The sequence below is a fragment of the Dellaglioa sp. L3N genome, from assembly GCF_054941095.1.
Genome location: NZ_CM142928.1, coordinates 1,315,606 through 1,334,654, shown reverse-complemented (window position 1 = coordinate 1,334,654; position 19,049 = coordinate 1,315,606). Strand labels below are relative to the sequence as shown.

Here is a 19,049-nt window from a genome sequence, read left to right as displayed (position 1 = left end):
TTCACAACAATGAATCAGACCGTAGCTCTATTTTTTTCGATTATCAAACCAGTACAATAAACAACCTAATACTAAAACGATAACGCCGAACAAGACAATTTTCCAAGTGAAACTAAAGAGTAAGTAAAGTGATACAATCAGCGCGATACTTGGAATAATTGGGCCACCAGGTAATTTGAAACCTTTTGGCAAGTTGGAATCATTATTGAATTTAAATGTTGCTAAAATAGTTGGTACATATTGGACAAATGAGGCGAAGACAATACATGACACTAGGAACAAGTAGCTTCCGCTCAGTAGCAGCAAGATACTTGTGACCGACGTTGCGATAATGGCAACAACGGGTGTATCGTGTTTGCTTTGTTTGCCGACAATTTTTGGTAATAATTGATGCTCGTTTGCTAAAGAAGCAGCGACCACAGGTGTATTGAAGGAAACTGAGATAGCGACACCAAGGATTGAGATGATCATGCCAATGACGATAATCATATACCCCCATTGCCCGAAGATACTTTTGAAGGCTTCCGCAATTGGTAAACTATGTGTCCCTAATTTAGGGCCAAGGACACCAACGGCAACCGATTGAAGTAAGACATAGAGTAAGGTTACGGTCGCAATTACACTCAATAAGGCTTTGGGAATGTTTTTTTCTGGATTATCCATTTTTGCTGCAGCAATTGGTAAGAATGAAAAACCCGTGTACATATAGAAAATCACACCAAATGCGGTATTGAATCTCGTAAACAATTGCGTACCATTGTGAATATCAGCTGGAATAATTGGTGTAAAATGGGCACTTTTAACGAATAGAGCACCCGCAATGATAAAGAGTAGCATGATGAAGACTTTCGCTGCAGATGATAGGTTATCTGCGAAATCCAAGATAGCTGTGCCAAAATAATTGATGATGCCCAAAATTGTGACTAAAATAATAGCTGTTAAATTATAAATAGGTGCTTGATTCAAGGCTGGAAAAATAATTTTTAGAATGGTCAATAGAGCGGCGATTTCAGCTGATAGCGTGACAACGCCTAATACCCAAGTGAAGATACCAACTTGGAAGCCGGTAAACTTACCGAATGCATTATAAGCATAGAGCCATGCAGCACCATCTTCCGAAAATTTACTAGCCAGTGTTGCGTAACAGAGAACAATCGTTGTAACAGCTAATGCTGCAAGAATGATTGTGACAATACTGAATGCCCCGATATCGTTATAAATGTTACCAGATAGCAAGAATATCCCCGAGCCAATAATTCCGTTAATCCCTAATAAGAAAACGGTAAAGAATGTCATTTTTTTATCTTTTATTTTGTTCATTATATCTCCCCTTATCCAGACAAATGTCCTAAATTTAGCATATCGAATGTCGTGTTAAAACGCAATTGATAGCCATTATGAGGATATAAAAAAAGCCAACGATTAAGTTGGCTTTCAAGGGTTAGACTAATTCGTTCTTGTAGATTGGTGTTTCAATTGTTTCAACAAACTGTGCTGAGACAGGGGTTACGAACATTTTTTCGTTATCACGATGGAATAAATCAGCAGCCGTGATATCGTCCATGGCTTTCTTAACAGTTGCTGGATCTAAATCTGTATTCACGTAACGTAGTTTCATATGGCGTGTTTTACCTGCTTCATTTTTAAAGGCTAAATCTAATTGTTTCATATGTTTTCCTCCTTAGTTTTTGTTTAAGCTAAAAGACTTGATTCCGTACGGATGACTAATTTAACTGTGTTATCTCCCGTTAAGGTTTCAATTGTAGTACCGAGTTGTGCAATGGCTTCGTTAGAGGCAGTTTCAGTAATGTTAGCGAATGAACGTTTACGTTCAGCCCCATCAGAACTTAATCCCTCAACGATGACGTTTGTTTTTACCCAAGTTTTACTCATGTGTATTCTCCTTTGTGTGTCTTTATTTGATAAGTGCCGCGACGCCTTACATAGATAATAAAGAATCAGTGACGCATTTTGTAAAGCAACTAGTCAAAATTTATTCTCGATTCATTTGCGCAATGACTAAAAGGGCTTTTTTACCAACGTTATTGCGCCAGTTATAGGCAGTTTGACGGCTGACGTGGTGACTTGTGGCAATTTCAGCGACTGTTTGATGTCTGATATAACAATCGACTAGATAATGTTGTTCGACGGTTGAACACAAATCGTATAGGGCTTTAAAAAGATGTTCAGTGAATAATTTTTCAGCAATGGTATCTTGCGTTTGAAGGGTTAAATCAATAATGGCATCAGTTGGGTTCGTTGAATCATCCCCATTAGGTTCTAGATGGGTCTGTTGATTGGACTGACGATTAATCAGATCAAGCAGTCGCCAGTAGACACGTTGATAGGCGTAAACCATGAAAGTCTGTTCGTTATCTTCAATACATTTAGGATATTGGTCGTAAGCTGCACTGAAAGCTAGGCGACCTTCTTGCACGAAATCATCATAGGAAGGATGATTTTGATTTAAAGCCATTTTTTTCAAGACGCCGAAGACAAGTGCTTCACGATTGTTTTCTAATAGGAAAGTTAATCCTGGATTTGGTTGATTTGTCATGTTAGATAGTAGCTCCGCTTCATTTTAGGATCCCTTGGCCAAGGTTCTTCATTAGAATACGGACTTGTTGGTTCAAAAAATACCCGACGAAATGGGATTATTTATGGGTTTTTGATGAGCATTTGTTAAATAAAGGTCATTTTTAAGCTTTCTTAAGATAAACTTAATCATTACGCTTAAGTTCACACAAGATTGTGAGCGATAAAATCTGTACCGTAAGTTAAGTTGCTTAACAAATTGAAACAAGAAAGGGAGTAAGCTATTGAATTGGAAGAAAGAAGGAAGCCGGAATTTTGAGGAAATTATTGATTATCCGGAAACACGCTTGTTATCTGTTGGGACACAATATTGGCGGACGTTGTTGGAGAACCATCCGATTATTGATGTGTTGGATGATGATTTTTTCACGGAACATGGGATAGTGACCGATAATTATCAGGTTAATATGGAGACCACATTGTATATCCATCATATGAATGAAAAACGGGGTGATCTACGTTCTATTATTTTTGATAAACATAAAGGCATTTTATTGTGTAAATATACAACAACAAATTTTGTGAACCGTTTAATTAATGAAAAGATTCTAACTTTTGTGGCAATGCGCGCAATTGGGTCATTAGTTGAAAAAAAACAAGCCTTACCTTATACCTGTGGCATGTATCAATTGTTTCCGGATAGTGGGCCTTCAAAACGTGAAGCATCGTGGACCGCAGGGCATCACTTGGCAAATATTTCTGATGTCGAAAGTGGGACGGATTTATTTTTTAATAATGGATTGAGAATTCGGGTTCAAAGTAACTATGCCCAATTCCTGAAACAATTGAATTTGGCTCATCTTTTTACGGATATTCAGGATTCCTTGGCTAGTAAAGTCGCTGCTGAGCTTGGTTATGAAACGCCAATCCCCCAATTTAGATACCATGATGCGATTTTATCATTGGTTCAAAATCGATGTGATACTTACGTGGATAAGATTGATTTTATTAAGGAAGTGAAACGATTATTAGCTGTCTATACTTTGAAAGGTTATTCTGATGAAGCTCCCGATGATTCAGTTATTAAGCAGACATGTAGTTGGACGCATACGAATAGAGGCATACTACATTACTAATTGTAAAATACCTAATTTAAACTGTTAAATAATTATGTTTATTGAAAGTTTAAATAATTAGATTATGAAAAGCATTGAATATGAGTAAAAAAAATAAGCCAGAGGGCTTATTTTCCAGAAGAACGACGTGATAATTTAACGACGGCTTCAACTTTTGATGTTTGTGGGAACATATCGATTGATTGAATGTAATCAACACGGTATGATTTTGTTAATAATTCTAGGTCTTTGGCAAGTGTCGAAGGATTACATGACACATAGACAAATTTCTTAGGACGACTCTTATTGATTGCGTCAATTAATTGATCATCTAAACCGGTACGTGGGGGATCAACGACCAAGGCGTCAGGGACAAAGCCTTCTTCTAACCATTTTGGTAAGATATCTTCTGCTTTACCGACTTCATAAGTCGTATTTTCTTGATGTGATAAGACTGCATTTTCTCTAGCATCTTCAATTGCTTCAGGTGTCGTATCCATTCCACGAACTTCTTTAGCGCCATGGGCAACATAAAGGCCAATTGTACCAACACCACAGTAAGCATCAACTAATGATTCACTCTTATCCAAGTTAAGGGCTTTACCAATTTCGTCGTACAAAACACCGGTTTGAACGGGGTTTAATTGGAAGAAAGCCCGTGCTGACAATTTGAATTTCATTTTACCAAGACGTTCCATGATGAAATCTTGTCCGGCAATGTTGATTGTTTCGTCGCCCCAAACAAGAGAGGTTTCACCTTTGTTGATATTTTGCATCACTGAAGTGACCATAGGTAATTCTTCTAAAATATGCATGACTAATTCGCGTTTCTTAGGTAACTTAGATGAGTTTGTAATGAAAGTTAATTGCACTTCACCAGTATCGAATGATTCACGAACAGCAAGTGTTTTGATAATACCTGATTTGGCTTCTTCATTATAGATAGGGATTTCAAGTTCTTCTAATAAAGCAATTACATGACGAATAACTAACATCGTTGTTGGACGTTGTGTGCTAAATTCTTTTAAGTCGACTAAATCATGACTCTTGGGTTTGTAAAGACCCGCAATCACATGACCGTCTTTTTCACGAACTTGGAATTGCGCCTTATTACGGTATTCATAAGGTGTCTGCATACCGATAGTTGGTTTTAAATCATAATGTTCATAACCACGAGGTTTGTATCTTTCTAAAGATTGGACGATAACATCTTTTTTGAAATCTAATTGACCTTTGTAGTTTAAATGTTCTAATTCGATACCACCAACTTCACCGTAAGTGGCATCTTTTGGTTCAACACGGACGGGGCTTTGTTTACGAATTTTGTGAATTTTAGCGTTGATGTAAGTGGGTGACACACTAGTTACTTCTGCCACAACGACTTCGTCTGGAAGTGCACCAGGTACGAATGTAATCTTACGTTTGTAGTAGCCGATACCTTCACCATTAATGCCTAAGCGTTTAATAGTTAAAGGGAAGCGTGAACCGGCTTCGATTTCTGTTCCAAATTCTTGATTGTCTGCCATAGTTTTTATAAACTCCTTATTGCTTTTTTCTTATTATAACACAGGAATATTGGCATTTTGGCAGTTCAAAGATATAATAACAAGATAAGCATTTAAAGGAGTAAACATGACAAAAAAAATTACAAAAATTACGACACAAAAACGTGCCGGTCGCTATAATGTTTTTCTAGATGAGAAGTATGCTTTTCCAATTGGAGAAGAAGTGCTGATTTCGTTTCATCTTGCAAAAGGGATGGAGTTAGATGACGCATTAATTCAACAAATCGCTAATGCAGATGATCGTTCAAAGGCTTATTCTAAGGCGTTGAACTATTTATCTACGCAAATGCGAACAGTCAAAGAAATTAAAGATTATTTGAAAAAATATGAAATTACTGAAGATGCAATTGAAGAAACGATTGAAAAATTAGATGAATTTAGATTAATTAATGATCTCGAGTATGCTAAGAGCTATGTGCGCACCATGATGCATACTTCTGATAAAGGGCCAACGGTTATTCGTCAGAAGTTACGATTAAAAGGTGTTGCCGTTGAGAGCATTGATGAGGCATTAGAAGAGTTTCCAGTTGATGAGCAGCTAGAAAATGGAATTAAAGTTGCCGAAAAATTAGTTAAACATTATCATGATCAATCATTTAGAAATTTAACCAATAAGGTTCGTCAGGCATTGATGACTAAAGGCTTTAAATCGGACGAGGTCTCACAAATCATGGATGCTTTAGAACTTGAGATGGATCCTGAAGAAGAATGGGATGCCCTTGTTAAACAAGGAGATAAAGTTTGGAAACGACAACGCGGCTTAGAAGGTAGTCAACGAGCTATGAAAGTGAAACAAGGCTTATTTCAAAAAGGGTTCCAGTTTGACGATATTAATGAATATATTGAATTGAAAGAACAAGATGAGGCGCTTGAATGAAGATGTGGGATGACGCAAAAATTAAAGAGTTTCAAGACACTTTGTTGACTTGGTATGATAGTGAGAAACGTGTCTTACCTTGGCGTAAAGACCATGAGCCTTATCACATTTGGGTGTCAGAGATTATGCTGCAACAAACGCAAGTCAACACGGTTATTCCGTATTATGAACGGTTTATGGATTGGTTTCCAACGGTTGAACAGTTTGCAAATGCGCCAGAAGAAAAAATTCTAAAAGCGTGGGAAGGGCTTGGGTATTATTCGAGAGTCCGCAACATGCAAAAAGCAGCTAAGCAAGTTGTTCAAGATTATGAAGGGCAATGGCCACAAACAGCTGTGGAATTACAAAATTTAGTTGGTATTGGGCCTTATACGGCGGGGGCAATTGCGAGTATTGCCTTTAATGAAGTGGTTCCTGCGGTTGATGGAAATGCATTTCGGGTCTTTTCACGGTTATTTGAGATAGAAGAGGACATTGCGAAGCCACAGACACGTGTGGTTTTTGAAAAAGTGATTCAACAAGTCATTTCTAAAAAACGGCCTGGTGACTTTAACCAAGCAATCATGGACTTAGGCTCAAGTTATATGAGTGCCAAGAATCCTGACGCTGAACATTCGCCAGTTAAAGCCTTCAATCAAGCCTATTTAGATGGAAAAGAATTGGCATTCCCAGTGAAGTCAAAGAAACCACGGCCAGTTGAAATTCCCTATGTTGCCTTGGTCATCGAAACGGACAAAGGGTATTTGTTCGAGAAACGGTCAAGTAAAGGGATGCTTGCTGATTTATTAGCCTTTCCTTTAATTAAAGTGGAAGAGTTGAAAGACAAGCCAGATGAAGAATTGTTAACAGATGATGTGGTTGCTCGATTAAGTCAATGGAGCCAGACTAATTTGGCTCATCAGTTGGCGTTTTCTGCGTTGGAAGGACAAGTAGTCAAACATACCTTTACGCATCAAAAATGGCTGATTGACTTATTTGTTGTGAAAACAACTTCGTTTGATTTAAGTTATTTTCCTGGCGAATTCGTATCTGTGCAAGATTTTGATCAGATTGCAGTGCCTAAAGTGCAACAAAAGATTTGGGACCGATATTTAAGTCTTTCCTCAAATAAATCTTAGTAAAATGGCTCTTTTTTTGGTATAATATCTTTGCAATCGATGTAAAATGTGCGACGTGTTTAGAAAGTAGGTTTTGGTAGAGATGAGTAATCAGTCAAAGGAGCCTAAAGAAGGCGACTTCATTACCATAAAGAGTTATAAACACGACGGTAGTTTGCATCGAACTTGGCGTGATACGATGGTGTTAAAAACAAGTGAGAACATGATTATTGGTTGTAATGATCATACCTTAGTGACCGAAGCAGATGGTCGACGATGGGTGACCAGAGAACCCGCAATCATCTTTTTTCATAAGCATTATTGGTTTAATATTATAGCCATGATACGTGATAACGGCGTTTCTTATTATTGTAATTTGGCATCACCAGCCACTTTGGATAAGGAAGCTTTGAAATATATAGATTATGATTTAGATGTCAAAGTTTTCCCAGATGGTGAGAAACGGTTATTGGATGTAGATGAATATGCAGAACACGGGAAAAAATGGGATTATTCTAACGATATCGATAAGATATTGAAGTATAATGTCCGGACACTCGTAGACTGGATAGATAACGGGAAAGGGCCATTTTCTAAAGAATATATAGATATCTGGTACAATCGTTACCTCGAACTAGCGGAGCGTGAGAATAAAAAATAGAAAAAAAGGATGATTCTAAGTTTGAAACAGAATTTTCCTTTTTTTCTATATAAATTAATAAGATAAATGTGATATACTTAATTGTTATTAAAATCAAAGGATGGTTATTATGGATATGGGAAAAGTATCAAAAAAAATATTACTTTTATCAAGTTTAGTTATAGGAATGGGAATAGGATTTTACAGTAACAATCATAGTATTTCTGCCGATGAAAAACCTGTAGGTGTTATGGGGTCAAAGGTTCCTGGTTCGAAAAGTGAAAAAAGTTCAATGCCTGTTAATAGATTAGTGAAAGCTGTAGCGGGTAAGTCTAATGCAGTACCTGATATTTCAGAATGGCAAGGTAAATTGACTGATGCTAAAGTTAAAACATTAAAAAAGAAAACGCCATTTATTATTTTAAGAGTTCAATATGGATCAAGCTATTATGATAAACAAATTAAAAATAATATTGCGTTAATGGAAAAATATAATGTTCCATATGGTGTTTACTCTTTTAGTCAGTATGAAAGTACTGCTGATGCTAAAGTAGAAGCAACTGATTTATATAATCGGGCTAAGAATGCAAAATTCTTTGTAAATGATTATGAAGATCAAACTGTAAAAAATGTTAATAAGAGTGATGAAGCAGCAGAAGAATGGTATAAAACGCTTAATAAATTAACTGGTGGCAATAAAAAAATATTGCTCTATTCTTATGCTTCATTTATGAAAAGTTACGCTTCGGAAGCAGTTAAGACGTATGATGGATTTTGGTTAGCAGCATATCAACAGAATGAACCTGCTGATACTGCTCATGATATGTGGCAATACACCGATTCGTATACGAATAGTGGACTTGGTGGGGCAGTGGATGCAAGTACGACGAATCATGACAGTAGCTGGTATCTAAACGGCAAGAGTTCATCAAATGGATATCATAAAGTAGTGACAATAAAAAAAGGTGGATACAATATTTGGGGTAATTTCAACTGGAATTATTCTAAGGGAAAAAGTATTGTAGGGCAAACGTTTAATGCGAAGTATGCTTATTCAGTTAATGGGACTACCTATTATTCCTTATATGATGGTAAAGGAAACTGGAAGGGCTACATTAATAGTGGGGCAGTTTATGCATTGTCTGCAGAAACTTTTAATGAACAAGTTAAAGTTAACAAAAAAGGATATGGTATTTGGGGTAATTTCCTTTGGAACGCAAAGAAGAGTAGTAGTGATAAGTATGTTGGTCAAGTTTTAAATGTTAGACGTCGATATGTATTGGGCGACGGAGTAACGTATAATTCATTATACGATAATGCGGGAAACTGGGTTGGATACTTGCGTAGAGGCGCAGTAAGTAAAGTAAGTGCAGTGAGTGTTGGATATCATAAAGTAGTGACAATAAAAAAAGGTGGATACAATATTTGGGGTAATTTCAACTGGAATTATTCTAAGGGAAAAAGTATTGTAGGGCAAACGTTTGATGCGAAGTATGCTTATTCAGTTAATGGGACTACCTATTATTCCTTATATGATGGTAAAGGGAACTGGAAGGGCTACCTTAACGGTGGGGCAGTTTATGCATTGTCTGTAGAAGGTTTTACTGAACAAGTTAAAGTTAACAAAAAAGGATATGGTATTTGGAACGATCTTCTTTGGAAAACAAAGAAAAGTAGTAGTGATAAATATGTTGGTCAAATTTTAAATGTTAGACGTCGATATATACTAGGTGATGGAGTAACATATTATTCAGTATATGATAATGCGGGTAATTGGCTTGGATACTTGCGTAGAGGCGCAGTAAGTACCTTTAAGTAGTAAAAAATTCATTTGAATTGTGTTAAAATCTGTAATGCGAAACCAGGATATTGGGGCTAAAATCCAATATCTTGGTTTTTTAGTATAGCTAATTAAATTAAGTGTTTTCCAATTTAAACTTTTCTAAAGTATGGTAATTAATGTATAAAAGGCAATTTATAAGGTGTATTATCTTTTGTATTAAATATAGAATTTAGATCTTATTTCAGGTAGAATATAATAAGTATATTATTTAAAAGGAGAAAATAATGAAAATTTTCAATAAATTCAAGGTAATTATTAAAAAAATTCGAAGTCCATACTATAAATTAAATTATGGCTTCATTAAGTACTATGAAAAGGAGAAGGTCCTTAGGAATACTATTTTATACGAAAGTAGAGATGGGAGTTCTATGACTGATTCGCCTTATGCTATTTTTGAGTATCTATTAAAAAATGATCCAGAAAAAAAATATCAACATTATTGGTCTATAAAAAAATCAGACGAATTAGATATAATCATACAAGGGTATGGGCACTTGGAAAATGTGCATTTTGTTGAAAGAAATTCGAATGCTTATCTAAAATTATTAACAACCTCAGAGTATTTAATTAATAATTCAACATTCCAGTCTTTTTTTATTAAGAAAAAAGAACAAACATATATAAATACATGGCATGGTACACCACTAAAATATATGGGATACGATATGAAAGATACACCGTTTAATTCTAGAAATGTTGCTAGAAATTTTTATATTGCAGATTTTTTGCTGAGCCCTAATAAACATACAACTGATATGTTTTTAGATAGTTATCGAATGAGGAATGGCTATAATGGAGAAATATTAGAGTCTGGTTATCCTAGGATAGATGCAACTATATATCAAAATAAAAATAAAGTTAGTGAAACATTATTGAAGTTTGGTGTACATATTAATCCTAATAAAAAAATTATTTTGTATGCACCTACATGGAAGGGTAAGACATTAAGCAATGCCAGAAATGATTTGAATCAAATTGTGGCGGAGATGGATAGTCTGAATGAAAAATATAAAGAAAAGTATCAAATCTTTGTAAAAGTCCATCCATACTTGTATCAAAAAGCTAAAGAAATGGAATCTTTAGAAAAATATTTGATACCGGATGTAATTGACACCAACGAAGTACTTTCTATTGCAGATATATTAATTACTGACTATTCAAGTATATTTTTTGATTTTTTAGTGACTGATAAACCTATATTATTTTATTGCTGGGATGAGGATACTTACGAAGATTATAGAGGGAATTATTTTGAATTATCTGAACTTCCAGGGAAGGTAGCATATACTATTGAGGAACTTTCTAACGATATAGAGAATATAGAGGTAATAGCAGGTGAATATCAAGCAAAATATTTAGAATTTAAAAACAGATTTGTTAAATACGATGATGGAAAAGCAACGAAAAGATATGTTGATTATATTTTTAATGATATAAAAAGTGATGTGTATTCGATAGTAAGTAAAAATGAAGATAAAAAGAAAATTATTCTCTATCCAGGGGGATTAAAAAGTAATGGTATTACATCTAGTTTTTTAAACGTCGTTAATAATATTGATTTAACTAAAACAGATGTTTCTGTTATTTTAGGTACAATCAAAAGTAAAGAACAAATTGCTAATTTTTTAAGAATACCTAAAGAAGCACATATCTTTTTTAGATTTGGAAATCCAGCATATAAACCTATGGAAATATATAGGGATCGTAAATTAAGTCAAAATGGTGTTGATAAAAATAAAAAGACTAAATTTCCAAGTGATATATATGAAAGAGATGTTTTTCGTTTACTTGGGGACACACATTTTGATACAGCAATAGATTTTAGTGGCTATAGTTTTTATTGGGGAAAATTTGTGTCTAGCATAAATGCTTCAAAAAAAATAATCTATATGCATAATGATTTGAAAGCTGATGCTGAAAAAGTAATAAATGGAAAGATGCCACATCATAAAAATTTGTATGCCCTTTTTTCTATTTATTATAGATTTGATAAATTAGTTTCTGTATCAGAGCAAAATATGGAAATTAATAGAAAAAATTTAATAGAATTTGCTCCTGCGGATAAGTTTGATTTCACGCCAAATTCTATAAATAGTGATCGTATTTTAAATTTTGATGTTCAAAGCAAAGAGAAGAGTAAAGAATTTAAAAAGAAATCACTTCAAAACTATGTAAAGATAATAAATGGAAATCGAATAAATGTGTGGAATAAGAATCCATTTGATAATAATTCAATTAAAAAAATACAAATTGTATCTGAGGTTAATCAAGAAGTAGTTGCAGTGCAGTTAATAACAAATGGTGAAGAAATATATTATAAAATTGTAGTTGATGATATTTATATTGGATGGGTTTCTGATTTGAATGTTATATTGGGTAGAAGAAAAAATAAATTTAATGAAACGATAGAAAATAAAACGATAATTGGTAAGATGAATACCAAAAGGGGCTCAAATTTATATCAAGAGGTACCAAATTTTGAACAAGATGTCTATATTGCTGGACCAGCATGGTATTTACGTAATTTATACGTTAAGGTGTCTAAATGGGGTACTAATGGGACACAAAAATATGCATTTATTAAGATTGGAAAATATAATTTGGGATGGATAAACGTTAATTATATTCATATTTCTAAGCATATAAATAGGAGTAAACTATTACCTAAACTACTAACGCCTAGCGTGCTCTATGGATATAATAAACTGAAGTATCATGATAAACTATTAAAAGTGGTTCGACATCCTATTAGTACGGAAAAAGTAGAATTATTTGCAAAAAATATAAAAGAAGACAATGTACATTTAAATAAAAATCCATTTTTTAATCTTAAAATTAATAGGTTATCTACTACAGAATTTATTACTCCAGGAGAATCTGTTAGTGTTGTAAGAAAACGAATAGATAATAAAAAAAATGTATTATATTTTGTAAGAAAACAGAATGGTAGATATGGGTGGGTCCAGGAACAGGATATTGAATTGTATAATAATACGAGTTCCCATGTTTGGACTTCAGTATCACCATACTATGCACTGAATCGATATGAGACAATAAATGTTTCTTCAAACATTGAATTAAAAGAAACGATGACAATGAATTTAAATAAGACTAAAAAAAATATTAAGGTATTTGAATCTAGTTTATTTAGTAATGGAACGACTGTATTAAAAGTTGAAATTAATGGTGACATATACTTTGTTAATGAAGATGAGGTTGTTGTTAACGATGAAATGGGGGTTAAAAATCAAAAAGGAAGATATATTAGTTTCCCTCCAGAAAATGTTCCAACATTTGTTACTATGGGGAGATTATCTCCTGAAAAAAATCATAAGGATATGATTTTAGCTTTCAGCCAGTTTTTTGATAAATATCATAAAGGTATGTTATATATTTTAGGACAAGGGGTCTTAGAAGCTGAATTGAAAAACTTGATTATTGAATTAAATATGTCTGAAAATATTATAATGGTTGGTCAGCTAGAAAAACCATTTAAATTTTTATCACGATTTGATACTTTTGTTTTAAGTTCAAAATATGAAGGGCAACCTATGGTATTATTGGAAGCAATGACACTTGGAATGCCAATTATATCAACTGATATTCCATCGTGTAGATTTGTACTAGAGGATGGAAAGTATGGTTATTTAACATTAGAAAATACAGCACAGGGAATTTTTGATGGGATGGTTAATGCAGTTGAAAATAAGCCTCAATATGAAGCTTTTGATTATAATTCATACAATAAAGAAGCAATGAACAGCTTTTATAATAAAATATAAGTGTTTTTTATGAAATATATATTTTTGTAAGTAAACAAAGTAAAATTGGTTCTTTATCAATTATTATTGGTGAGAATGTCATTGAAAAATCTGTTATTAAATAACAGGTTTCTTTTTTTGCTTAAAATGTAATTGTATTCAAAATTAGTAAGCAATATTGCTTAAGCTTTTTTAGTTATATACATTTAAGTTTACTGATTTAAATCAGTAAACTTAAATGTATATAAGACTAAACTAGGTGGATAACGCTATAATTGTTAGTCGTATTACGGTATAATAATTTTATTAGCTGTAAATTAAAGGAGAACTATTACGATGCTAGATAGATTAAGAAATTCCAAATTAATGTTTTGGTCGCTTGAATTGTTAATTGTGGCTACATTAATTTGGATGTGTACAAAAATAAGTTTTATTTTTAGTCCTGTGGGTACATTTATTTCTACCCTATTTATTCCAATTATTGTATCTGGCTTTTTATTTTATCTTTTTAATCCAGTTGTTAAGTTTTTAATGAAAGTGAAATTTAAAAAATTTAAAATTAGTCGAACGGGTGCGGTCGCGATTGTTTTTGTCTTTTTAGCAATTGTTCTCGTTGCATTAATCGGGTACATGATTCCAAGACTATTAAGTCAATTAGGCCAGTTAGTGACTCACATACCAGGTTATGCGAAAGCAGTTAGTGATTCATCAACGGACATGTTTGATCATTTAAATAAATATGCTTGGTTTAAAGAAATCGATTTTGATAGTTATCTAAATCAATTTGAAAGTTCTATGGGCACTTATTTTAAATCAATCGCAACAAATTTAACGAATTCTATTGGTTCGATGATTGGTGTGGTAACTAGTGTGACCGTTGTTGCACTAACGGTGCCTGTGATGTTGTTCTATATGCTGAAAGATGGTCAAAAATTAGTGCCAAGTCTCAAAAAACTGGTTCCAGAAAAACATGGTGATGAACTGGTTGAATTACTTGGTCGAATGGGTGATACTATTTCAGCTTACATTGGTGGTCAAGCGATTGAATGTCTCTTTGTTGGTGTCTTTACTGCAATTGGATATTCAATTATTGGCATGCCCTATGCGCTATTATTAGGGGTTGTTGCTGGTTTTGCCAACATTGTTCCGTATATTGGACCGTATATTGGACTCTTTCCAGCATTAATTATTGCAGTGACGCAGTCGACTCAAATAGTTATCTTTGTGATTATTGTTGTCTTAATTGTGCAACAAGTTGATGGTAATTTTGTTTATCCAAATGTTATTGGTAAATCATTGAATATTCATCCATTGACAATCATTATTTTATTGTTAGTAGCTGGTAATATTGCTGGATTATTAGGGATGATTCTAGGAATCCCATTGTACGCAGTTGTGAAAGTTGTGGTTCAATATGTTTACGATATTAGACGACTACAAGAAAAATAAAGCAGACAATAATTGTGGGTTATGATAAAATAAATTATTATTGTCAATAGGGACAAAGGAGAAATAACATGAAAAAAGTAATTACTTATGGAACATTTGATTTGTTACACAAAGGACATGTGCGAATTTTACAACGTGCAAAAGCAATGGGTGACCATTTAACAGTTTGTATTTCAACCGATGAATTTAATGCAATTAAGGGTAAAAAAGCTTATATATCATATGAAGATCGTAAATTTATTTTAGAAGCCATTAAATATGTTGATGAAGTTATTCCGGAAACGGAATGGGATCAAAAGATTAGTGATGTTGTTGATAATCATATTGATACATTTGTAATGGGTGATGATTGGAAAGGTAAGTTTGATTTTCTCAGTGAATACTGTGAAGTTATTTACCTACCAAGAACGGACGGTATTTCAACAACTAAAATTAAAAAAGATTTAGGAATGAATCTATAAAAAAACGTAAAATATGAGAATATTTTACGTTTTTTTATAGTAAAGCCTTAACGATAGGGGTGTGACGGTACTGATGCAACATAAATTTAAAGGAATACTGCAAGAGATAATTAAACGAGTTGGGCGTCAAGTTTTGATACTCTTGAATGATTTCATGACGATATTCTCTGTTAAGAAACAGCAAGTGATATTTGAGAGTTTTAACGGTCGCGATATCAACGATAATCCAATGGCTATTTACAAACAGGTCAGAGCTGATTTTGGTGAAGAAAATGCAAAACGGTTGTATTTTAGTGTTAAACCAGGGCTATATAATAGCTTAAAAAAACAGTACCCCGAAATTAATTTGATTAAACGCTTTGGATTCGGTTGGACAATTAAGATGGCCAGAGCTGAGTTCTGGGTATTTAATTCAAGGTTACCTATTTGGTGGAAAAAGAATTCAAACACAACCTATATTCAGACTTGGCATGGCACACCGTTGAAACATCTAGGTATGGATATTGAAAATGTTGCAATGCCAGGCACAACGACGGAGTTATATCACGCTAATTTTACGGCTGAGACAGCACGTTGGGATTATTTGATTGCGCCCAATCAATATTCAAAAGATATTTTTGAAAGTGCGTTTGCATTTAACAATAAATCATTAGATATTGGTTACCCGCGAAATGATATTTTATACGCCGACAATAATGAAAAAAATATTAAAGCGTTAAAAAAAGCTTATCTTGGGAATGAAGATGCTAAAGTGGTTCTATACGCGCCAACATGGCGTGATGACAGCTTTTTCCGTCAAGGAGTCTATAAATTTAACTTAGCTTTTTCATTTGAAGAATTTTTCAAACATGTGTCAGATGATACTATTTTAATTATGAGACCTCATTACTTAGTCAAAAATGGGATAGATGTTACTGGTTTTGAAGACCGGGTTAAGATTATGGCTGATGAAAATATTACGGAACTTTATTTAATGAGTGATATGTTGATTACGGATTACTCTTCAGTGATGTTTGATTATGCTAATTTAAATCGGCCAATGTTATTTTATTGTTACGATTTAGACCATTATCGTGATGAATTACGGGGCTTCTATATTGATTTCGAAGCAGAGGCACCAGGACCTGTTGTTGTTGAAGAAGCGGATTTCTATAAACAATTGGCTGTTTACACTAAAAATGATAACTATCCTGGTTATGAAAAACGTTTTAAAGATTTTCAAGCTAAATTTATTGAGTGGGATGATGGGCAAGCTTCTAAAAAAGTATCCGACATTATCTTAGGTAAGTAGGCATGTTCGCTTTTTCTAAGGAACATGTTTTTTATTTCTTGAAATATTTAGATAAGATGTTAATTTTTATTGATTAATGGTAAAATTATATAAGTGTAATTGTATACAGGTTGCTGTTTAAAATCAAAATAGCTGGGTGGTTAATGGTGGTAAAATGGAAGACTATAAAATTCGCTTAGAGTACGTTACAAAAGGGATCACAAGTAAGAAAAATCGAAAAGTTGATAAAGATTCAAAAGATATTTATTGGGCTTTAAGGGGGATTTCTTTCGATATTTATCCTGGAGAGTTTTTTGGTATTATCGGCATGGGAGGTTCAGGAAAAGCAACGTTATCTGAGATTCTTGCTGGTAAAGCAAAACAAACGACGGGCTTCTTAACGATGGCCGGGCACACAACAATTGTGTCGTATGAAACACAATTGAAGCGTGATAAGACGGCTGTTCAGAATATTCAAGATGCGATTACAGATTCAAACATTGATTATAAGAATAGTGATCAAACATTAAACAATGTCTTGAGATTTGCTGATTTGGGCGTTTTAAAAGAGAGTAAAATTGAAGATTATTCACCTGATATGCGCGCTCGAGTTGAATTAGCAATGGCTTTTTTTATTGAACCTGATATTATTATTTTAGATGGTGTTTTGTCAGCGTTAGATGATATTTTTTATCAAAAAACGGTTGAAAAAATTAAAAGCCTACAGACAGAAGGTAAGACTTTTGTACTAGCTAGCCAAGATTTACAACAAATGGAATTCTTAACAGATAGAATTGCATGGATTCAAAATGGTCAGTTAATGGATATTGGCGAATCTGAACATGTTGTTATGGGCTATTTAGATTTTGTTGCTTGGTATGATAGTTTGTCTGATATAAAGCGACATGAATACGATAAAGAACGTGATGTAGAGCGTAAATCATTTAGTGTAGAGGCTTTGTACACACAGTATAAAGAAACTCATTTTGATCCCGATATGCCTCGTTCTGTTGAGTTACGTCGCCGGGAGGCCTTTTATAATGGGCAAGCATTTGATGAGGCAAAATATGAATCAAAAAAGAAAAAAAGCAATGGGCATAGCAAAAGTCATGGTAGATTAGCTTTAGTTATTATCGGCATTTTGATTTTAGCGGTGGTGGGAACGGTTTCTGCGAAGTATATTCAAACGAATAATGCTAAACAGGAGTCTATCTCAATTGACAGTCATCGAAAGTCGTCAATTAAAGCAAAAAAAATGGCAATTTCTAGTTCAATTAGTGTGGTTGATGCCTCTAAAAAAGTGGCGTCATCTTCTAAAGCAACTTCAAGTAAATTAGCCAGTGTCTCTTCTGCAAAACGGAAGAAAGAATCAGTTGCCAAAGTTAAAGCAAGTGAATCTAAAGCCAGGGTAGAGAGTGAACTTAGAGCCAAGGCAGCAAGTGAATCAGCTGTGGCTAAGGAGTCATCTGAAAAGCTGGCTAGTTCTGAATCTGCTAAAAAAGAGAGTATTTCGAAACAAGAAAGTATCGATAAAATTAGTACAAAGACGGTTGAAGTTGGCGATGGCGATAGTTTATCAAGTATTGCGACTGCGAATAATACAACGAGTGACAAATTAATGGATATTAATAGTTTATCATCAGATTTTTTACATTTAGGACAAAAAATAAAAGTGCCCAAATAAATAATGGGATAACTATAAGTTAACTTGGAGGAAGCTATGAAATTAAGAATAAAGGTAATTATTGGGATAGCCGTAGTTGTATGTGTTGGTGGGGGAACAGTATTAGCTAGTACAGAATCTGGTCACAATGTGGTCGAATGGGTCGCTAATCGTGGACAAACAGGATCAGCTTCACAACAGAAAAAAGAATACGCAGAACAACAAAAAGCTGCTAAAGATAAATATGGTAAAAAGGATTCTAGTTCAAGCTCAGATTCACAACAGAAAAAAGCAAAAAAGAAAAAAGTCACGACTAAGAAAAGTAAGACAAGAACAACGACAACGGCGTCATCATCAAGTGCTAATGTTGATACGGATACATTGATTGTTGCTTATGGTGATTCATTATCATCTATCGCGGCATACCATGGAATGACGGTAAAAGAATTAATTGCGTTAAATGACATGGAAAATACGACGTTAAGACCAGGCCAATCAATTAAAGTCATTGCTGGAAGTGGAAGTACAGACACAACAACGGATACAGATACAACCAGATCAGATAATAATACGACAAGTACAGATTCTAGTTCGGACACGAATTCAGACTCAAGTACAGATTCGTCAGATTCAGATTCAAATTCGGATTCGGATTCAAGCTCAGATACGTCAAGTTCAACAAGTAACAGTAACAATACAAATGCAAACTAATCGTTACTTTTTGTCAGTCAATTGTTAATGGGTGTATAATGCGTATGGTTAAAAAATAAATA

The 19,049-nt window shown here is 33.9% G+C and carries 16 protein-coding genes; 11 read left to right on the top strand and 5 right to left on the bottom strand.

Annotated elements, in window-relative coordinates; all coding sequences use genetic code 11:
- Nucleotides 1-27 precede the first annotated feature (27 nt).
- From ACVPPR_RS06670 to ACVPPR_RS06655, 4 genes are all read right to left on the bottom strand, one after another.
- On the bottom strand, nucleotides 28-1,320 hold the full coding sequence (locus ACVPPR_RS06670) for an APC family permease (RefSeq protein WP_462303953.1): 1,293 nt from the start codon (nucleotides 1,318-1,320) through the stop codon (nucleotides 28-30).
- A 121-nt stretch (nucleotides 1,321-1,441) separates the two neighbouring features.
- Entirely contained in the window at nucleotides 1,442-1,669 is a 228-nt protein-coding gene (locus tag ACVPPR_RS06665; RefSeq protein WP_462303952.1) for a DUF2922 domain-containing protein, read from the bottom strand.
- Between the two features lie 23 nt (nucleotides 1,670-1,692).
- Complete coding sequence (locus tag ACVPPR_RS06660; protein ID WP_462303951.1) at nucleotides 1,693-1,893, bottom strand: DUF1659 domain-containing protein; 201 nt, start codon at nucleotides 1,891-1,893, stop codon at nucleotides 1,693-1,695.
- 100 nt (nucleotides 1,894-1,993) lie between these two features.
- Nucleotides 1,994-2,557, bottom strand: coding sequence for a sigma-70 RNA polymerase sigma factor region 4 domain-containing protein (locus ACVPPR_RS06655; protein ID WP_462303950.1), 564 nt, complete (start codon nucleotides 2,555-2,557; stop codon nucleotides 1,994-1,996).
- Nucleotides 2,558-2,819: 262 nt separating this feature from the next.
- Here ACVPPR_RS06655 and ACVPPR_RS06650 point away from each other — a divergent pair, with 262 nt between their 5' ends.
- Entirely contained in the window at nucleotides 2,820-3,671 is an 852-nt protein-coding gene (locus ACVPPR_RS06650; protein WP_462303949.1) for a hypothetical protein, read from the top strand.
- Between the two features lie 107 nt (nucleotides 3,672-3,778).
- On the opposite strand, the gene rlmD is transcribed toward ACVPPR_RS06650, so the two are convergent.
- Complete coding sequence (gene rlmD / locus ACVPPR_RS06645) at nucleotides 3,779-5,176, bottom strand: 23S rRNA (uracil(1939)-C(5))-methyltransferase RlmD (RefSeq protein WP_462303948.1); 1,398 nt, start codon at nucleotides 5,174-5,176, stop codon at nucleotides 3,779-3,781.
- Between the two features lie 106 nt (nucleotides 5,177-5,282).
- On the opposite strand from rlmD, the gene recX reads away from it, so the two are divergent.
- The 10 genes from recX to ACVPPR_RS06595 all read left to right on the top strand — a co-directional run bounded on the left by recX (nucleotide 5,283) and on the right by ACVPPR_RS06595 (nucleotide 18,987).
- Nucleotides 5,283-6,092: a recombination regulator RecX gene (recX, locus tag ACVPPR_RS06640; RefSeq protein ID WP_462303947.1), complete on the top strand. Its 810-nt coding sequence runs from the start codon at nucleotides 5,283-5,285 to the stop codon at nucleotides 6,090-6,092.
- Nucleotides 6,089-7,210, top strand: coding sequence for an A/G-specific adenine glycosylase (mutY, locus tag ACVPPR_RS06635; RefSeq protein WP_462303946.1), 1,122 nt, complete (start codon nucleotides 6,089-6,091; stop codon nucleotides 7,208-7,210). Before recX ends, mutY begins: the two co-directional genes overlap by 4 nt.
- A gap of 82 nt (nucleotides 7,211-7,292) precedes the next feature.
- Nucleotides 7,293-7,850, top strand: a complete 558-nt coding sequence (gene ntdP, locus ACVPPR_RS06630) for a nucleoside tri-diphosphate phosphatase (RefSeq protein ID WP_462298630.1) — start codon at nucleotides 7,293-7,295, stop codon at nucleotides 7,848-7,850.
- Between the two features lie 109 nt (nucleotides 7,851-7,959).
- On the top strand, nucleotides 7,960-9,648 hold the full coding sequence (locus ACVPPR_RS06625; protein ID WP_462303945.1) for a GH25 family lysozyme: 1,689 nt from the start codon (nucleotides 7,960-7,962) through the stop codon (nucleotides 9,646-9,648).
- Between the two features lie 248 nt (nucleotides 9,649-9,896).
- Entirely contained in the window at nucleotides 9,897-13,454 is a 3,558-nt protein-coding gene (locus ACVPPR_RS06620; RefSeq protein ID WP_462303944.1) for a CDP-glycerol glycerophosphotransferase family protein, read from the top strand.
- A 315-nt stretch (nucleotides 13,455-13,769) separates the two neighbouring features.
- Nucleotides 13,770-14,882 carry an AI-2E family transporter gene (locus ACVPPR_RS06615; protein WP_462303943.1) on the top strand — a complete coding sequence of 371 codons (1,113 nt, stop codon included), beginning with the start codon at nucleotides 13,770-13,772 and terminating at the stop codon, nucleotides 14,880-14,882.
- Between the two features lie 68 nt (nucleotides 14,883-14,950).
- Nucleotides 14,951-15,343, top strand: a complete 393-nt coding sequence (gene tagD / locus ACVPPR_RS06610; RefSeq protein WP_462303942.1) for a glycerol-3-phosphate cytidylyltransferase — start codon at nucleotides 14,951-14,953, stop codon at nucleotides 15,341-15,343.
- A gap of 73 nt (nucleotides 15,344-15,416) precedes the next feature.
- Nucleotides 15,417-16,634, top strand: coding sequence for a CDP-glycerol glycerophosphotransferase family protein (locus tag ACVPPR_RS06605; RefSeq protein WP_462303941.1), 1,218 nt, complete (start codon nucleotides 15,417-15,419; stop codon nucleotides 16,632-16,634).
- 154 nt (nucleotides 16,635-16,788) lie between these two features.
- Nucleotides 16,789-18,297, top strand: a complete 1,509-nt coding sequence (locus tag ACVPPR_RS06600) for an ATP-binding cassette domain-containing protein (protein WP_462303940.1) — start codon at nucleotides 16,789-16,791, stop codon at nucleotides 18,295-18,297.
- A gap of 36 nt (nucleotides 18,298-18,333) precedes the next feature.
- Nucleotides 18,334-18,987 (top strand): LysM peptidoglycan-binding domain-containing protein, encoded by a 654-nt coding sequence (locus ACVPPR_RS06595; protein ID WP_462303939.1) that lies wholly within the window; start codon nucleotides 18,334-18,336, stop codon nucleotides 18,985-18,987.
- The last annotated feature ends 62 nt before the right edge of the window (nucleotides 18,988-19,049 follow it).

Coding starts and splice junctions, on each gene's coding strand:
- ACVPPR_RS06670 (WP_462303953.1), bottom strand. CDS start 1,320: ATGAACAAAATAAAAGATAAAAAAATGACATTCTTTACCGTTTTCTTA.
- ACVPPR_RS06665 (WP_462303952.1), bottom strand. CDS start 1,669: ATGAAACAATTAGATTTAGCCTTTAAAAATGAAGCAGGTAAAACACGC.
- ACVPPR_RS06660 (WP_462303951.1), bottom strand. CDS start 1,893: ATGAGTAAAACTTGGGTAAAAACAAACGTCATCGTTGAGGGATTAAGT.
- ACVPPR_RS06655 (WP_462303950.1), bottom strand. CDS start 2,557: ATGACAAATCAACCAAATCCAGGATTAACTTTCCTATTAGAAAACAAT.
- rlmD (WP_462303948.1), bottom strand. CDS start 5,176: ATGGCAGACAATCAAGAATTTGGAACAGAAATCGAAGCCGGTTCACGC.
- recX (WP_462303947.1), top strand. CDS start 5,283: ATGACAAAAAAAATTACAAAAATTACGACACAAAAACGTGCCGGTCGC.
- mutY (WP_462303946.1), top strand. CDS start 6,089: ATGAAGATGTGGGATGACGCAAAAATTAAAGAGTTTCAAGACACTTTG.
- ntdP (WP_462298630.1), top strand. CDS start 7,293: ATGAGTAATCAGTCAAAGGAGCCTAAAGAAGGCGACTTCATTACCATA.
- ACVPPR_RS06625 (WP_462303945.1), top strand. CDS start 7,960: ATGGATATGGGAAAAGTATCAAAAAAAATATTACTTTTATCAAGTTTA.
- ACVPPR_RS06620 (WP_462303944.1), top strand. CDS start 9,897: ATGAAAATTTTCAATAAATTCAAGGTAATTATTAAAAAAATTCGAAGT.
- ACVPPR_RS06615 (WP_462303943.1), top strand. CDS start 13,770: ATGCTAGATAGATTAAGAAATTCCAAATTAATGTTTTGGTCGCTTGAA.
- tagD (WP_462303942.1), top strand. CDS start 14,951: ATGAAAAAAGTAATTACTTATGGAACATTTGATTTGTTACACAAAGGA.
- ACVPPR_RS06605 (WP_462303941.1), top strand. CDS start 15,417: ATGCAACATAAATTTAAAGGAATACTGCAAGAGATAATTAAACGAGTT.
- ACVPPR_RS06600 (WP_462303940.1), top strand. CDS start 16,789: ATGGAAGACTATAAAATTCGCTTAGAGTACGTTACAAAAGGGATCACA.
- ACVPPR_RS06595 (WP_462303939.1), top strand. CDS start 18,334: ATGAAATTAAGAATAAAGGTAATTATTGGGATAGCCGTAGTTGTATGT.